At 42.0% G+C, this 13912-nt stretch carries 18 protein-coding genes; 9 read left to right on the top strand and 9 right to left on the bottom strand.

What is annotated here, in order from left to right; all coding sequences use genetic code 11:
• Nucleotides 1-138 precede the first annotated feature (138 nt).
• Nucleotides 139-351 carry a YccJ family protein gene (locus tag HYN51_RS08550; RefSeq protein WP_108899648.1) on the top strand — a complete coding sequence of 71 codons (213 nt, stop codon included), beginning with the start codon at nucleotides 139-141 and terminating at the stop codon, nucleotides 349-351.
• A gap of 39 nt (nucleotides 352-390) precedes the next feature.
• Here the strand turns inward: HYN51_RS08550 and HYN51_RS16810 are convergent, their stop codons facing one another.
• On the bottom strand, nucleotides 391-489 hold the full coding sequence (locus HYN51_RS16810; protein ID WP_407936345.1) for a hypothetical protein: 99 nt from the start codon (nucleotides 487-489) through the stop codon (nucleotides 391-393).
• Between the two features lie 149 nt (nucleotides 490-638).
• The gene (locus HYN51_RS08545) at nucleotides 639-839 is read right to left on the bottom strand and encodes a 2-hydroxymuconate tautomerase family protein (RefSeq protein WP_108899647.1); all 201 of its coding nucleotides are present in this window, start codon (nucleotides 837-839) and stop codon (nucleotides 639-641) included.
• A gap of 231 nt (nucleotides 840-1070) precedes the next feature.
• On the opposite strand from HYN51_RS08545, the gene HYN51_RS16805 reads away from it, so the two are divergent.
• Nucleotides 1071-1190 carry a nicotinate-nucleotide--dimethylbenzimidazole phosphoribosyltransferase gene (locus tag HYN51_RS16805; RefSeq protein WP_108899646.1) on the top strand — a complete coding sequence of 40 codons (120 nt, stop codon included), beginning with the start codon at nucleotides 1071-1073 and terminating at the stop codon, nucleotides 1188-1190.
• A gap of 228 nt (nucleotides 1191-1418) precedes the next feature.
• Here HYN51_RS16805 and HYN51_RS08535 read toward each other — a convergent pair whose 3' ends face one another.
• Nucleotides 1419-2129: a LuxR family transcriptional regulator gene (locus tag HYN51_RS08535; protein ID WP_192878387.1), complete on the bottom strand. Its 711-nt coding sequence runs from the start codon at nucleotides 2127-2129 to the stop codon at nucleotides 1419-1421.
• Between the two features lie 295 nt (nucleotides 2130-2424).
• On the opposite strand from HYN51_RS08535, the gene HYN51_RS08530 reads away from it, so the two are divergent.
• Nucleotides 2425-2853, top strand: a complete 429-nt coding sequence (locus HYN51_RS08530) for a DUF4902 domain-containing protein (RefSeq protein WP_108899644.1) — start codon at nucleotides 2425-2427, stop codon at nucleotides 2851-2853.
• 97 nt (nucleotides 2854-2950) lie between these two features.
• Nucleotides 2951-3508, top strand: a complete 558-nt coding sequence (locus tag HYN51_RS08525) for an acyl-homoserine-lactone synthase (RefSeq protein WP_108899643.1) — start codon at nucleotides 2951-2953, stop codon at nucleotides 3506-3508.
• An 83-nt stretch (nucleotides 3509-3591) separates the two neighbouring features.
• Here the strand turns inward: HYN51_RS08525 and cobO are convergent, their stop codons facing one another.
• Nucleotides 3592-4191 carry a cob(I)yrinic acid a,c-diamide adenosyltransferase gene (gene cobO / locus HYN51_RS08520; RefSeq protein ID WP_108899642.1) on the bottom strand — a complete coding sequence of 200 codons (600 nt, stop codon included), beginning with the start codon at nucleotides 4189-4191 and terminating at the stop codon, nucleotides 3592-3594.
• A 263-nt stretch (nucleotides 4192-4454) separates the two neighbouring features.
• On the opposite strand from cobO, the gene HYN51_RS08515 reads away from it, so the two are divergent.
• Both HYN51_RS08515 and yajD read left to right on the top strand, forming a co-directional pair.
• A complete protein-coding gene (locus HYN51_RS08515; protein ID WP_108899641.1) occupies nucleotides 4455-5648 on the top strand; it encodes an amino acid aminotransferase in 1194 nt (397 codons plus the stop codon).
• 86 nt (nucleotides 5649-5734) lie between these two features.
• Nucleotides 5735-6079 (top strand): HNH nuclease YajD, encoded by a 345-nt coding sequence (gene yajD, locus HYN51_RS08510; RefSeq protein WP_108899640.1) that lies wholly within the window; start codon nucleotides 5735-5737, stop codon nucleotides 6077-6079.
• A gap of 77 nt (nucleotides 6080-6156) precedes the next feature.
• Here the strand turns inward: yajD and HYN51_RS08505 are convergent, their stop codons facing one another.
• The 3 genes from HYN51_RS08505 to HYN51_RS08495 form a co-directional block, all read right to left on the bottom strand.
• Nucleotides 6157-6654 carry a hypothetical protein gene (locus tag HYN51_RS08505; RefSeq protein ID WP_108899639.1) on the bottom strand — a complete coding sequence of 166 codons (498 nt, stop codon included), beginning with the start codon at nucleotides 6652-6654 and terminating at the stop codon, nucleotides 6157-6159.
• A 199-nt stretch (nucleotides 6655-6853) separates the two neighbouring features.
• Nucleotides 6854-7945: a redox-regulated ATPase YchF gene (gene ychF / locus HYN51_RS08500; RefSeq protein WP_108899638.1), complete on the bottom strand. Its 1092-nt coding sequence runs from the start codon at nucleotides 7943-7945 to the stop codon at nucleotides 6854-6856.
• Between the two features lie 385 nt (nucleotides 7946-8330).
• Complete coding sequence (locus tag HYN51_RS08495; RefSeq protein ID WP_108899637.1) at nucleotides 8331-8465, bottom strand: entericidin A/B family lipoprotein; 135 nt, start codon at nucleotides 8463-8465, stop codon at nucleotides 8331-8333.
• A gap of 431 nt (nucleotides 8466-8896) precedes the next feature.
• On the opposite strand from HYN51_RS08495, the gene HYN51_RS08490 reads away from it, so the two are divergent.
• The 3 genes from HYN51_RS08490 (at nucleotide 8897) to HYN51_RS08485 (ending at nucleotide 10011) form a co-directional block, all read left to right on the top strand.
• On the top strand, nucleotides 8897-9268 hold the full coding sequence (locus tag HYN51_RS08490) for an IS1/IS1595 family N-terminal zinc-binding domain-containing protein (protein WP_108899636.1): 372 nt from the start codon (nucleotides 8897-8899) through the stop codon (nucleotides 9266-9268).
• Nucleotides 9269-9594: 326 nt separating this feature from the next.
• Nucleotides 9595-9765: a hypothetical protein gene (locus tag HYN51_RS16465; RefSeq protein ID WP_192878386.1), complete on the top strand. Its 171-nt coding sequence runs from the start codon at nucleotides 9595-9597 to the stop codon at nucleotides 9763-9765.
• A gap of 48 nt (nucleotides 9766-9813) precedes the next feature.
• Nucleotides 9814-10011: a hypothetical protein gene (locus HYN51_RS08485; protein WP_108899635.1), complete on the top strand. Its 198-nt coding sequence runs from the start codon at nucleotides 9814-9816 to the stop codon at nucleotides 10009-10011.
• Nucleotides 10012-10264: 253 nt separating this feature from the next.
• On the opposite strand, the gene HYN51_RS08480 is transcribed toward HYN51_RS08485, so the two are convergent.
• On the bottom strand, nucleotides 10265-12721 hold the full coding sequence (locus HYN51_RS08480) for a trimethylamine-N-oxide reductase 2 (RefSeq protein ID WP_108899634.1): 2457 nt from the start codon (nucleotides 12719-12721) through the stop codon (nucleotides 10265-10267).
• Nucleotides 12722-12737: 16 nt separating this feature from the next.
• A complete protein-coding gene (locus tag HYN51_RS08475) occupies nucleotides 12738-13835 on the bottom strand; it encodes a NapC/NirT family cytochrome c (protein WP_108899633.1) in 1098 nt (365 codons plus the stop codon).
• Nucleotides 13836-13912: the final 77 nt, after the last annotated feature.

Here is a 13912-nt window from a genome sequence, read left to right as displayed (position 1 = left end):
CAAAGCGTTAGATTTTTAGCAAATTAGTATCATATTCCTATTTTTTACATGCAAAATCAAAAGATTGAACGATACTGTAAGACAGTGCTTTGGAAGTGATAAAACCACATTTGAAATAATCTGTTGGGAGATATTGAAATGCCAAGACTAAGAATTAAAGAGTGGGCTAGAATTCGTGAAACATCCGTCGAAATTGCAGAGGCTATCTTTGAACTGGCTAATAACGATGAAGTAAAAGCACAGCAAATTTGGGATGAAGGTAGCGATGAGGTTCTACCATTAGCATTTAGTAAAACCGATGCCGATCGCCTCTACTGGGGGGAAGAAACCATTGAGCGTAAAAACGTCTGATAGCGTTCCAGATGTTTTAGTCATTTTAATAACGTCGCATTATGCGACGTTATTGATGGTCCAATTTTGTGTCTTGCCGCCTGAATAATGAATGGCGTCACAGTGGGCTGGCGGAAGTTGAAACCAGCGGTGATGCAAACGATAAATCGGCTCTTTTGCCAACAGTATTACCGTAAGCCAAAAAGCTTTTAATCATATAAAGGTCCATTGTCTTCTCTCCTGTGCGGTCGTTTCGATTGAACAATGGCAATGCCGAATGTTTTTCGTCGCTATTCGGCGTCGGCAAATTATATTTTCTTTCTTAATTCGGAGACGGGAAATCCACCAATACCCCAATTATCCATATCAACTTCATCAATAACCACTAAAGTAGTTGCCGGGTTTTTATCCAAAACAGTGATTAATAAATTTGTAACTCCTTCTATAAGCTGCTTTTTTTGTTCCGCAGTGGCGCCTTCTTTAGTAATCTTAATATTGACATAGGGCATGATTAAATTCTCCAGGTTGTTTATTTAGAGGCTTTTTAGAGGGTTGAGATCAAATTATGAGCAGCATCAGCAATTTTTACCAGCAACGATTTAGCGGTAGTTGAGTGCTGGCTCACAACGGCGTTATTTTCAATACCAACCGGTGTTGATATAACCACCCTGAGGGGGGAATTAACCAACAATTACACGCAGGGCAATAAATTATGATTTTGATTACCGGCGGAACTGGAAATGACCATGAAATTGGGGGAAGGCAGCGGGGCAGTAATAGTATTTCCAATACGAGATGCTGCCTGTGCGATGGCGGCTAAAGTGAGGTGTTTGATAAAATCAGATATATTATTACCATAATAATATATTATTCATAAGACTATGTGTTAAATTAGACTTTAGTATTATTTTGGCTGGTTTTTGAATAAAATAAACTTTATAAAATAATAAATCGATAAATCTGCATAATTATGGTGGGCGTGATGATTTATATGATTGTATGGTAATGAAAGCAAAAGTTAGTTCAAATAGAAAATAATCAGGCAAGATTTAGCGAATATTATTATAATTCCTACTTATTCATACTCTCTATATTAGATTAAGGACTACTGCTTTAACTGTTGCTGCAGTTTTATTGGTGACGGATAATTTTTTAAGAATATTATTAACGTGGAAATTAACAGTTCTGTCGCTGATAGACATCATCATGGCAATTTCATTTGAGGTTTTGCCTTCCGCCGTCCAGCGCAGAATATCTTTTTCTCGTTTAGTTAGTTGAAACTCAGCATCATAGTCTTCTTGTGGTAAGAGATATTCTGCCAGACGATTGTGAGCAATTTGAGAAAGCCAGATAAGCGAAGGCGCTTGAACTAGCAGGGTTTTAGCTGTGTAGTGCTGATCGGGACTGGCAAATGTTAGCATTCCCACTCGACCTGCAGAATCTTTCTGAGCCTGAGAAATGCCGTGGTTAATGCCGAATGCTTTAGCCTCTTCCCAAAAATGAGGGGACACTTTGTATAGCTCATCTTCCCAGAATAGCGCTTGGGTAGAACGTAGGCCATGTTGAACGGTTGGGTCTATTTCAAAATAATTATTGGACTGATAGGTTTGGTTCCAATCGGCAGGATAGTTATTAATAACCTGTGGCGGCTGGGCTGATAATGGATATATGGGCCTTACTCCGTAAGCACAATATTCAAATCCCAAATCGCTGGCTGCTTTTTGTAATAGTTTAAAGAAGGATTCTTTATCTTTGGTTTTTGATAAATTTTCATAAGTTCGATATAAATTAATTTTCAAAACCGCTTCCTTCGATAACAAAACATGTAGAAATAAACCGACGGGAAATCGATATCGTTTAACTCAGTAACGACATGCTAAATTTTTTACTCTTAATTAATAATATATACACAAAGCCCGTCAGATAGCCATTGTACAGAATTCAGGTCGCATAGAAATATATAGCTGAACGACTAACCGATCGCAGTAACTAGTATACTAATATCATTATTTTGAGCTGTAAATAAAATATGTTGCACTAACCAAGCTTGATCACAACTTAAGATACCAAATTTTAACATTCTAGGAGGTGTGTGTGCAGAAGAAGAAAGACATTAATATAGAAGTTTATGATAAATGCCATGAAGGTGATATGGATTATCGAGTTAAAATTGATCTCAATTTTTTTAGAAATGTTGAATTTACCCATCTCTATTCTGCTGTGCATGCGGAGCCTGAAGATTTGCGGTTTCAAGGGGGCGTGATTACCACCATTACAGGTTATACCGAATGGGTAAGTTTGATACCTCCTGTTTTATCAATAGGCTGGGATTGGGAATTGCGTTATGAAAACGCCAATTGCCAATATGTGAAAATCGGCCCGGTCTTTAGCAATATCGCCTTTCATATGGACGAAAGTCTACAAAGTGAAATGAACGAAGAGGAGTATGTACAACGACAGCTGGATAATAAAATAGCTGAAATCGATTGGAATGAAAAAATTCTTCAGTCTATCACTCAGTAATCTAATCGGATAGCTGGTAGATTTGTCAGGTTACGTTCTGTAATCCAATGTTATTAATATATTTTTCCAATAAATTTACAATGTGGGAAAATATATCATGGAATTTTTATCAGGTTCACCAAGTAACTTACCTTCTGGATTAGAAAATGAGCTGGCCGCATATCGCTATAAGGTATTTGTTGAGAAACTGGGTTGGGAGCTAAATACTCCCGTTGGATATGAACGAGACCAGTTTGATAAGCTAGATACAGTGTATGTGATAGCCAGGAATAGCCAGAAAGAGATAATTGGTTGTTCCAGATTGTTACCGACAACAGAGCCTTATTTGTTAAGTGAAGTATTTCCTGAGTTATTAAATGGAAACCACCCGCCTTGTTCACCTTATATTTGGGAAATTTCTCGTTTCTCTGCGCTGGATTTAAATTCGTCCACCTTAAAGAAGCAGCGGGGTAGCCTTTCGTCAGTTGTTGCCGCCGGTTTGTTAAAAGAATCAATAAGCTATCTTACTCAATATCATGTGAAAACTATTGTTACCGTCTCCCCATTAGCGGTGGAACGACTAATTAAAGGATTGGGCTATAACGTTCATCGTGGAGGAGCACCAGTATTGGTTGATGGTCATCCGGTCATTGCCTGTATTATTGATGTGAGATAGCCATATAGTCCATCACAACGGATACATAGCCAATAAATTATGCTGACAACATTATTTATTGGTTATTTGTTTTTTTTTCTGTTTTACCAATCAATGCCCTGTCTCGCTTGCAGTCCATGATCAAACGCGTGTTTTATCGGGCGTATTTCGCTAACGGTATCCGCCATTTCAATCAGTGTACGATGACATCCTCGACCCGTAATAATGACGGTTTGTTCTTGTGGGCGGTGCTGAAGCACTTGTATGACTTCGGTTAGCTCGATATAGCCATAAGTAATCATGTAGGTCAGTTCATCCAATACTACTAAATCTAATAACGCATTGGATAACATTCGTTTGCCATGCTGCCACATCTCTTGTGCCGCTAACATATCGCTGGCTCTATTTTGTGTTTCCCACGTGAAGCCAGTAGACATCACTTGGAATTCTACGCCATGCTGCGATAACAGATTACGTTCTCCACATTCCCAAGTCCCTTTAATAAATTGAATCACCGCCGCCTGTTGTCCATGACCAACGGTTCGGGCTACGGTACCAAAGGCGGCAGTGCTTTTACCTTTACCATTTCCGGTCAGTATCAGCAGTAATCCACGGTCTTGAGTGGCGACAGCGATTCGTTCATCAATGTGCTGTTTAATTTTTTTTTGGCGCTGCTGATAACGCTGGTCGTTTTGAGTTGTCATGGTGGGTTGGCTCTTTGGTTAATCATAAGGTCTAAGCTTAGCAACGAATTTTACTGGTTATCCAGAAATATCCCGATTGGATAAAAACAGAATAATCATGCGACTGGCGAGTTTTTTACTTTCAGGGTAATGTGAGGGCTCTTGGGAGTCAGATTCAGTGTCATTGATATGCATTGACTCGACTTGTTCAATATCGTTTATTTTTATCATTTATATATCAACGTTCATGCAAAGAAGATCGCAGTCAACTTGAGGGGTAGGGAATGTTTCAACACGTAAATGCATATGCCGGAGATCCAATTCTTTCTCTGATGGAGGAATTTTCTAAAGATAAGCGCGAGTCAAAGGTGAACTTAAGCATCGGCCTTTACTATGATGAACAGGGGCGAATTCCAGTTTTAAATTCGGTATCTCTGGCCAGAGAACGGTTGTTTAAAACCAATCATGACCCCTTGGTTTATTTACCAATGGACGGTATGCCTGTTTACCGCAAAGTAACCCAACATCTATTGTTGGGTGAGGATAACCCGGCATTGGTTGATAATCGTGTAGCAACTATTCAGACGCTGGGTGGTTCCGGTGCGTTAAAAGTTGGGGCGGATTTTTTGCATACCTATTTTCCGGAATCTGAGGTTTGGGTAAGTAACCCTACTTGGGACAACCACGTGGCGATTTTTGAAGGGGCGGGCATTAAAGTTAATCGCTACCCCTATTTTGACAGTGAAACCCGTGGAGTTGCTTTTGAACAGATGTTGGCAACGCTGAAGACATTACCAACAAAGAGCATTGTATTATTACACCCTTGCTGTCATAACCCAACCGGGGCCGATCTGCGGCCAGAACAATGGGATAAGGTGGTTGAGGTATTGGCGGAACGTGAACTTATCGCCTTTATGGATATTGCTTATCAGGGCTTTAATCAAGGTTTGGATGAGGATGCATATGCCATTCGTGCCGTGGCTAAGGCGGGTATTGCCTGTTTATTGTCTAACTCTTATTCAAAGAACTTTTCTATTTATGGTGAACGCTGTGGGGGGCTTTCGGTTTTTTGTGATCATGCTGATGAAGCTTCCAGAGTGCTAGGGCAGCTTAAAGCAACGGTCCGCCGCAACTATTCTAGCCCACCACTGAGTGGGGCGTTGGTGGTTTCTACCGTCCTGTCCGATCCGCAGTTAAAAACGATGTGGGTTGGGGAAGTCGCTGAGATGCGCGCTCGTATTCTACAAATGCGTCAAAAGATGGTTGAAGTGATGACTCTGGCATTACCCGGGCGTGACTCAAGCTATTTAGTAAAACAAGCGGGTATGTTCAGCTATACCGGTTTAACACCAGAGCAAGTTGACCGACTAAAGCACGAGTATGGTATCTATTTGGTAAGAAATGGTCGTATGTGCCTGACTGGATTAAATGGCGCTAATGTTGAGCGAGTCGCCAAGGCATTCTCTGACGTATTGTAATCGTTTTTTCTGTTTGTGAAGATGAGCGGTTTAACTATAAGATATCAGGTAGACAAGGTTTTAATTTTTTAATCTGAAGGTTTTATATGGCCTATATACCAAAGAACTATGCGAAACTTGAAAATGGCTATCGTGAAAAGGCGCTTAAGCTATTTCCCTGGGTTTGCGGCAGATGTTCCCGTGAGTTTGTCTATTCCAATTTAAGAGAGTTGACGGTGCATCATATCGATCACGATCACTCTAATAATCCGGAAGATGGTAGCAATTGGGAGATGTTATGCCTGTTTTGCCACGATCACGAACACTCAAAATATACCGAGGCGGATATCTATGGTTCAACGGTGGTTGCCGGGGAAGACGCTCAACAGGATCAGGGGCTGGCAACCCATAACCCATTTGCTAACTTGCGTAATTTAATGAATAAAAAATAGTTAAGTCGACGGTGTCATAAGCGATCGGTTATCACTGGAATTACCATATTGATGACCGATCGTTTTTATCTTAGTGGTTAAACGATGGTAAGGAAGGGCGCGGCCATCTGCTGTAGGCGTTCACATACTTCGTTAAAGGTAGCTTGATTCTTTAGCATACTTTTCAGAATGCGGTACTTGCTATGGCTAGTGGTAATTTCTAATGCTTCATTATGCTGAACATTAATCCGCGCTAGCTCACGAATATCACCATACATAATGGTTATCAATTTAGGCCTGAGATGACCTTTAGGGTAATTGATGGCATCAGAAGTAAAGATGATGTTTTGGCGCTCAGAAAAACTATTGAGCCATATCATAAACGCCATCAATGTCAGCAGGGCAAAAATCAATGCGGTAGCAGAAAGCAGATACCGAGCCTGTTCAGCCGTGACCGAGGCAGATTGCCCAACGACCAGCCATTGTTCGGTATTATTGATTTGATGGCATGAAAACCAGGTTAACCAGCCGAAAAAGCCGATACCCATCAAAATAAACAAGCGATTTATTTTGTAGGAATATTTTACGATATCCATGCATTGTTCCTGTCAGCGCTGCGATAGGTTAAAAACCATCATGTCAGGGTATTATAGAAAGCCAGAGAGTAACCCAATTTACACGTTAGTGCCATTTTGTGTCTAAAAGGTATAAAAAAATCCACGCAAGAATTGCGTGGATTCCAATAAGTTATCTGTTCTTAATGTGGCATCCTGACATGCCACAAAACAGAAAAACTTAGACGTTGAACAAGAAATTCATCACATCGCCATCTTTGACGATATAATCTTTCCCTTCTGAACGCATTTTACCCGCTTCTTTAGCGCCTTGTTCACCTTTGTAGGTAATAAAATCTTCAAAGGCGATAGTCTGCGCGCGGATAAAGCCTTTTTCAAAGTCGGTATGAATTTTACCGGCAGCCTGTGGGGCGGTGGCTCCAACCGGAATTGTCCAAGCGCGAACTTCTTTTACGCCAGCGGTGAAGTAGGTTTGCAGGCTCAGTAGTTCATAGCCAGCACGAATCACGCGGTTTAAACCCGGCTCGGTCAGGCCCATTTCAGCCATAAACTCATCACGTTCTTCGTCATCCAGTTCGGCAATATCAGACTCAACGGCAGCACAAACGGCAACCACCACCGAACCTTCAGCGGCAGCAATTTCGCGCACTTTATCCAGATACGGATTATTTTCGAAACCATCTTCATTAACGTTGGCAATGTACATGGTTGGTTTCAAGGTCAGGAAGCTTAAATAACGCAGAGCGGCTCTTTCTTCGCTGTCGAGATTTAATGCGCGTAACATGCCGGCATTCTCTAAATGTGGCAGGCACTTCTCTAATGCAGCTAGCTCAATTTTGGCATCTTTATCGCCGCCTTTGGCCTTTTTCTGCACGCGGTGGATTGCGCGTTCACAGGTTTCTAGATCGGAAAGAGCCAGTTCGGTATTGATAATATCAATGTCTTCAGCCGGATCGACCTTACCCGATACGTGAATAATGTTGTCATTCTCAAAACAGCGAACAACATGACCAATCGCTTCAGTTTCACGAATATTGGTCAAAAATTGGTTACCTAGGCCTTCACCTTTGGAAGCCCCTTTAACCAGACCTGCAATATCCACGAATTCCATGGTAGTCGGTAGAATGCGCTGTGGTTTAACGATTTCAGCCAGTTGGTCGAGGCGTGGATCGGGCATGGGTACGACACCGGTATTAGGCTCAATTGTACAGAACGGAAAGTTAGCCGCTTCGATACCCGCCTTCGTTAACGCATTAAACAGGGTTGATTTACCTACATTAGGCAAACCAACAATGCCGCATTTAAATCCCATAACTCATCTCACCTTAAAATTGTTTAATATCAGCAAGTTAATATATAACTAGCTCAAAGCGTTCTAAATTGATGCGCTATTATACACATTATGAGATTTTTATCGCTAATTGGGTATATTGGTTGATAACAATCTAGAGGCAAACGGCCTTTCAACGGTTGGTATGACCATCTTATTGAGGACTTAAGTGATTAACAATGAAATGATACTAATGCGGTGATACAGAGGGGCCTCCGCGTTATAGGAAATTGATTGAGCAAAAATGTCAGGCAATTAAAACGGGAAGTTCAACAGCATCTGAACTAAGAATAACTCAATACCATCAGTAGACAGACCCTCGACAACGATAGTGAGGGCCTTTATCTGTATGACTAATCAGTTGAAACTAGTAGGTACTTCTCTGTATTGCTTCACCACCCGCTTCAATATCTTGTCCAACACCGCGCGCCGTATTGCAGGCAGATAGCAAACCACAGAAAAGAACTAATGAAAGAATGGCAATAGCACGTTTCACTAACATTGGCATTATCCTCCGTAGAAAGAACAAGTGTATACGGTTAAGATTAGTTGAGAACTGAGTTATTACCATTAAAAAATGAAAATGCTAAATTACCTATTGTTAAGTATAATTTCTGTTAATAAATTACTCGGATATATCTGATCAAATATTATTGAGCTTTTTCAATGATCTTTACGTGTTAAAATGCTGGCCGATTGGATGATTTATCAGGTAACACAATCATATTATTGAGTTTATTTTCATTTTTGTTAAGCTGCGATTCAATGTTGTCTAATTGATAATACGGCTTGATCGATTTAAATTAAACTGTATATAATTCCTGACCGGCTTATCATTCGTTTTTATGAACATTATTGTATTTTCAGTTTAGTGTGTAATTAACTGAATGGTATTAATGGCTGGGATTTAAAAACAAATTACTGTAAAAGATAATGATTTCTCTCTTACCTATAAGTATGGAGAGAGATGGCTGTCTGGCAATTATACTGGTAATGGATGCATTTTTTTTTAAAAAGGAGGTTATTATGGAAGTGAGGCAGCTAGTTTGTCACCATTGTAATGTACCCGGTAGGATAAGACGCCACGGTCAGGCGCGCTCCGGGATCCAACGTTATCTTTGTGTTTTATGTAAAAAAACATTTCAAGTTTCTTATATTTACCAAGGTCACGAGACGAATATTGCTAAGCAGATTAAATCACTGTTAGCTGAAGGGCAGAGCCGTGAGCAAATAGCGCGCTCTCTGGGTGTCAGCCTGAAAAATATAGATCGTCATATTTATATGCTGGAAAGTGAAGCTATATAAATATAATCTAATTCTAAATTTTTATCATATCCAGCGCTCTTTTTACGAAGAGCGCCGTCATTTATAGTTTTATTAAAATTAATAATTTATTTATAATTATCACTCATTGATTTGTAAATTATTTAAATAAACCCCTAAATGCCTATTAATACACTCTTCAGCTATTTATAGTAATCATTTATTTTTGCCATATTGAATAAATATGACTATCTCATTTCTAATCATATATATCTATTTCTTTGACGGAATACATGTCCGTGTTGGTGCTATTTGCATATAAACCAAGACTATTTTAAGAAATATTATTACTTTGCTAAGGATACGGAATGAGAGAGTTATCAAATACAGAAATAGAGAAAATAAATGGAGCAGGGATTTTTACTGACGTGATATGGGATGTTATTCATTTGGCGGTTGATGTGCCATCACGTCTTGCTGGAGTTGTTGTAGGCGATAAGGTCGGTGGAACCATAGGGCTATTATTACAATACCAATAAACTGGATTTATTCCCTAGTTAATAAGAAATAATTTTAAGGGTGAAATAATGAGAGAACTCAGCGTTGTTGAAATTGAACAGGTGCCGGGAGCGGGTTTTATTCAAGTTTCGATGGCTGCTGTAGGCGGTTTTCTGGGTAAAATTTTAGGTAATACAGGAATGACTGTGGTAGAGGGCATCGCCAGTAAATTCTCCCCCTGTGTTGGGAGCCTGTCTCGACATGCTGGCTTCAACAGGAATCGTTAATGGTGAAAATGTAGGACATCTGGCTATGCGACAGGTGCTTTTGTCGAAGGTGCTCTCAGCAATGCTGGCGGCCGCTTCAAGAATAAATTTAATTTCTGGAAGTAGCGTTAGTGGTCGTTCCTAAGTAATCGAATATCATGTATTCGGCATTAGTTTAGTATGAAAGATACGCGGGCAGTACAGAGATGACGGCGACGTCACTAATAACTCCCCCAGTAGATAAACCGGGGGGAGTTATTACGTTATAACTTGATTAACCAACTTTAGCGCTTTCACCTTTGGGCGGATCAAAGGCGGTTAAGGTCAGCGCTGGGCCGGTGTACTTTTCAATGGAAATTAATGCCGTATTGCCGGAACAGCCGTTAGCCAACCGAGACGACGGAATATCGAGGGTTAATACGTTGGCACCGCCGTTTTTACAAATACCGGTAGCCGGATCCAGATCGGGCCATGCGCCTTCGTGAATACAGACAATACCTTGCTTAATGCCGTCAGAGACAACCGCACCAACTAATATCTGACCTCGGCTATTAAAGGCTCTGACCAGATCGCCATTAGCGATACCACGAGCTTTCGCGTCTTCTGGATGGATGGTAATCGGTTCACGGTTAGCCACCGCATATTGCTCTCGCAGTTTTGCATAGTTGAGTTGGCTGTGCAGGCGATGTGCAGGGTGAGCGGTTAATAGCTGCAACTGGCCCTCTTTGGCGTTACCTTTCCACTCATCCGGCGCAAGCCAGGTTGGATGTGCAGGGCAGTCAGCGTATTTAAAACCTTCGATAGTTTTAGAGAATATCTCGATTTTACCACTTGGGGTTCCCAGAGGGTTAATTACCGGATCGGCACGGAACTCAGCGAAGCGAATGAATTTTTCATTCTTATCGTTTTTACGCATTTCAATCAGTTTATTGTCCTGCCAGAATTGACTGAACAGTGGCATAGCGACGCGCTGAGCACGAGCACCTTTTTGAGCAGCATCATAGAATTCACGCAGCCAGTCCATCTCTTCTTTACCTTCGGTATAGACTTTACGGCCTCCGGCTTTTAGTAATTCAGACATGTCGGCAAATACGTCGAAGTCATTACGCGATTCAAACTGTGGTGGAACAACTTGCTTCATCGGCACCAAATGCTGGTTACTGTAATCGCCAGTCATGGTCAGGTCGTTACGTTCAAACGATGTGGTGATTGGCAATACGATATCGGCATGTTTAGCCGCAGCAGTCCAGTAGCACTCGGAGATAACAATCATCTCTGGCTTCTGCCAAGCTTTAATTAGACGGTTAGTGTCCTGATGATGAGTAAAGTTAGCACCGCCAGCCCACCAGATCATTTTGATATCAGGGAAGGCCATTTCATGACCGTTGTGCTGATATTTGCTGCCGGGTTTTTCTAGCGCTTCAACAATCCGTGCTAATGGAAAGCTACTCACCGCAGAGGAGCTTGCCCAGTCGTTACCCGCAGAAGAGGTTCCGGCTACCGTGGCGGAAATGGCAGACAGTACGCCACCGCTACGAGTTGGGTTACCACCGTTGGAGTAATGATAGGAGAAACCAAAGCCGCCGCCTTCGGTACCAATCTGGCCCAGCATGGCTGCGAGAGTAACTAGCATCCAGTGCTTTTGTTCACCATATTGCTGGCGCTGCATGCCCCAACCGCCCATGATCATGGTGCGGTTTTTGCTAAAAATTTCGGCCAGTAGCTCAATTTGTTGCGCTGGAATACCGCAGATGGCTTCCGCCCAAGCTGCTGTTTTTGGCGTCTTATCATTTTTACCTAACAGGTAGTCTTCAAAACGATTGTAGCCGGTAGTGTATTTATCCAAGAACGCTTTATCGTGCATCGATTTTGTGACCAACGTATGGGCAATACCCAACATCATTGCTACATCGGTGCCCATATTAGGTGCCAGCCACTGGGCTTTGTCACCAAAGAATTCAATGGTTTCTGAACGCATTGGGTCAATGGCAATAACGGTTTTGCCCGAGCTTTTTAATTGATTAAAGAACTCTAGACCTTGTTCGTCTGTGCTACTCCAAGCAATTTTTAGTGTATTCAGCGGATTGACGCCCCACAGTACAACAACTTGAGTATGCTCTAAAATGACAGGGTAGGTGGTTTGCTGCTCATAAACTTCCACGGAACCGACTACGTGGGGCATAATCACCTGAGCTGCGCCAGTTGAATAGTCGCCCAGATGACCTGAATAACCACCGGCAAGGCTCATATAGCGTTGGAGTAAGGTTTGGGCTTTATGTAATACACCACTGGATCGCCAACCGTACGAACCTGCAAACACTGATGCGGCACCGTGCTCTTTACGAATACGCATATGCTGCTCATGAATCAGCTTCATGGCATCATCCCAAGATATTTTTACAAATTCATCGCTACCGCGTTTACCGTCTGGTTTACCGGGTGCGGCTAAAAAGCCTTTACGCACCATCGGGTATTTCACTCTGGCATTGCTGTGTACTTGATCCGGTGCGGTAGCTTGCAGGCTGTTAGGTATCGTTTTTGCCAATGCACCTTTTGATGAAATCACTTTGCCGTCTTTGACTTCAACTTGCATAGCTCCCCAACGGCCGGCCGTTAATATAGTGCCAGTTGGCGCTTCAGCCCAGGCTGGCAGTGGAATTGCAGAGGAGATCGCCATCGCACCTGCGGTAACACCTGCACCCTTAATAAAACCTCTACGAGTAAGATTCATATGCCATCCTCTTTTATTAATGATTGTTTATATCTTTGGCGTTGTACTGAAAATATTTGGTTAAAATATCCAAATCCTGTGGAGAGATATCGGTTCTGGCACCCATGCCTTTTGCCACCGCAGGCCAGGCGTTAACGGTATAGTGTTTGGATGAGATTTTGGCATGACAACCAGAACAGTAAACGTTGTCCAGATTTTCGGCGTAGTTCCATAATGGCGCTAGATCGGACAAGACGGGGTCAGTTATGGTGGCTGTTAACGTTACCGGTCGCCATTCATTGTCGTACTCATCTTTGGTGAAGTCGGCGTTAATTTTTAACGTTTGTTCCCCTTGTTCTGTCAGCGTCGCGAGAATTAGACGTTGACCCTTTTCCAGATAAATCACTTGCTCTGCGCCTTTCATTTGGCTTCCGTTCAGTTCAACTTCCCGACCTGCTGCGTCGGATTTCAGCACTTTTAATGCGGCAGCGGGGTAAGCCATACCGAGTTCATTTAGTTTGACCGGTTGAACCGGATAGACCAGTTTTGCATCCTGAGCGGTTTGTTTGGCTTCACTCAGTAAGGCACCCAGTGCTTTTTCATCCATTTTGATTTCAGGTGGGAAGTGGGCAACGCCCTTATGGCAATCAATACATGTCTGCTTTTCTTTAATAGCGAGATTATGCATCTTCTGGGCATCGGCGCTTTGGGTCTGGATATCCATCGCATCAAACTGGTGGCAAGAGCGACAGGTTGCTGAGTCGTTTTGTTTTAACTGATGCCAAACTGTCTGCGCCATAGCCAGACGGTGCTCTTCATATTTTTCAGGAGTATCAATTTTTCCTGTAACAAATTGATGGTAAACATCTTTGCTGGCTCTCATTTTTGCCAGTAAGAAATCAACAGGAGCCTGTGGAACATGGCAGTCAGAACATTCTGCCCGAATACCTTTCTGGTTTTTAAAGTGAACCGAGCCTTGATATTCGTCATAGGCTGCCTGCATTGTATGGCATGAGAGACAAAAACTGGTTTCCGAGGTTTTGTGTAGTACATAACTACCACCGCAAAACGTAAACAGCCCCAACAGAAGAGCTAAACAAATAAATAGAAAAAACTTTGACTTCCTTCCAGCCATAATCAATAACCATCCTCATTATTTCATTCAGTAAAGCATGCTTTGGGGTGAGTTTTTAATAATAGGTTCGATACCTA

Source organism: Limnobaculum parvum, assembly GCF_003096015.2.
Classification (GTDB): Bacteria; Pseudomonadota; Gammaproteobacteria; order Enterobacterales; family Enterobacteriaceae; genus Limnobaculum; species Limnobaculum parvum.
The sequence above is the reverse complement of the archived record's forward strand: the minus strand, read 5'-3'. Positions and strand labels throughout refer to the sequence as shown.

Excerpts from the sequence above, each read along its gene's own strand:
- HYN51_RS08495 (WP_108899637.1), bottom strand. The coding sequence starts at position 8,465 with ATGTTAGTGAAACGTGCTATTGCCATTCTTTCATTAGTTCTTTTCTGT.
- HYN51_RS16805 (WP_108899646.1), top strand. The coding sequence starts at position 1,071 with ATGACCATGAAATTGGGGGAAGGCAGCGGGGCAGTAATAGTATTTCCA.
- HYN51_RS08490 (WP_108899636.1), top strand. The coding sequence starts at position 8,897 with ATGATTTCTCTCTTACCTATAAGTATGGAGAGAGATGGCTGTCTGGCA.
- HYN51_RS08525 (WP_108899643.1), top strand. The coding sequence starts at position 2,951 with ATGGAATTTTTATCAGGTTCACCAAGTAACTTACCTTCTGGATTAGAA.
- HYN51_RS08515 (WP_108899641.1), top strand. The coding sequence starts at position 4,455 with ATGTTTCAACACGTAAATGCATATGCCGGAGATCCAATTCTTTCTCTG.
- HYN51_RS08505 (WP_108899639.1), bottom strand. The coding sequence starts at position 6,654 with ATGGATATCGTAAAATATTCCTACAAAATAAATCGCTTGTTTATTTTG.
- HYN51_RS08550 (WP_108899648.1), top strand. The coding sequence starts at position 139 with ATGCCAAGACTAAGAATTAAAGAGTGGGCTAGAATTCGTGAAACATCC.
- HYN51_RS08485 (WP_108899635.1), top strand. The coding sequence starts at position 9,814 with ATGAGAGAACTCAGCGTTGTTGAAATTGAACAGGTGCCGGGAGCGGGT.
- HYN51_RS08545 (WP_108899647.1), bottom strand. The coding sequence starts at position 839 with ATGCCCTATGTCAATATTAAGATTACTAAAGAAGGCGCCACTGCGGAA.
- ychF (WP_108899638.1), bottom strand. The coding sequence starts at position 7,945 with ATGGGATTTAAATGCGGCATTGTTGGTTTGCCTAATGTAGGTAAATCA.
- cobO (WP_108899642.1), bottom strand. The coding sequence starts at position 4,191 with ATGACAACTCAAAACGACCAGCGTTATCAGCAGCGCCAAAAAAAAATT.
- HYN51_RS08480 (WP_108899634.1), bottom strand. The coding sequence starts at position 12,721 with ATGAATCTTACTCGTAGAGGTTTTATTAAGGGTGCAGGTGTTACCGCA.
- yajD (WP_108899640.1), top strand. The coding sequence starts at position 5,735 with ATGGCCTATATACCAAAGAACTATGCGAAACTTGAAAATGGCTATCGT.
- HYN51_RS16465 (WP_192878386.1), top strand. The coding sequence starts at position 9,595 with ATGAGAGAGTTATCAAATACAGAAATAGAGAAAATAAATGGAGCAGGG.
- HYN51_RS08475 (WP_108899633.1), bottom strand. The coding sequence starts at position 13,835 with ATGGCTGGAAGGAAGTCAAAGTTTTTTCTATTTATTTGTTTAGCTCTT.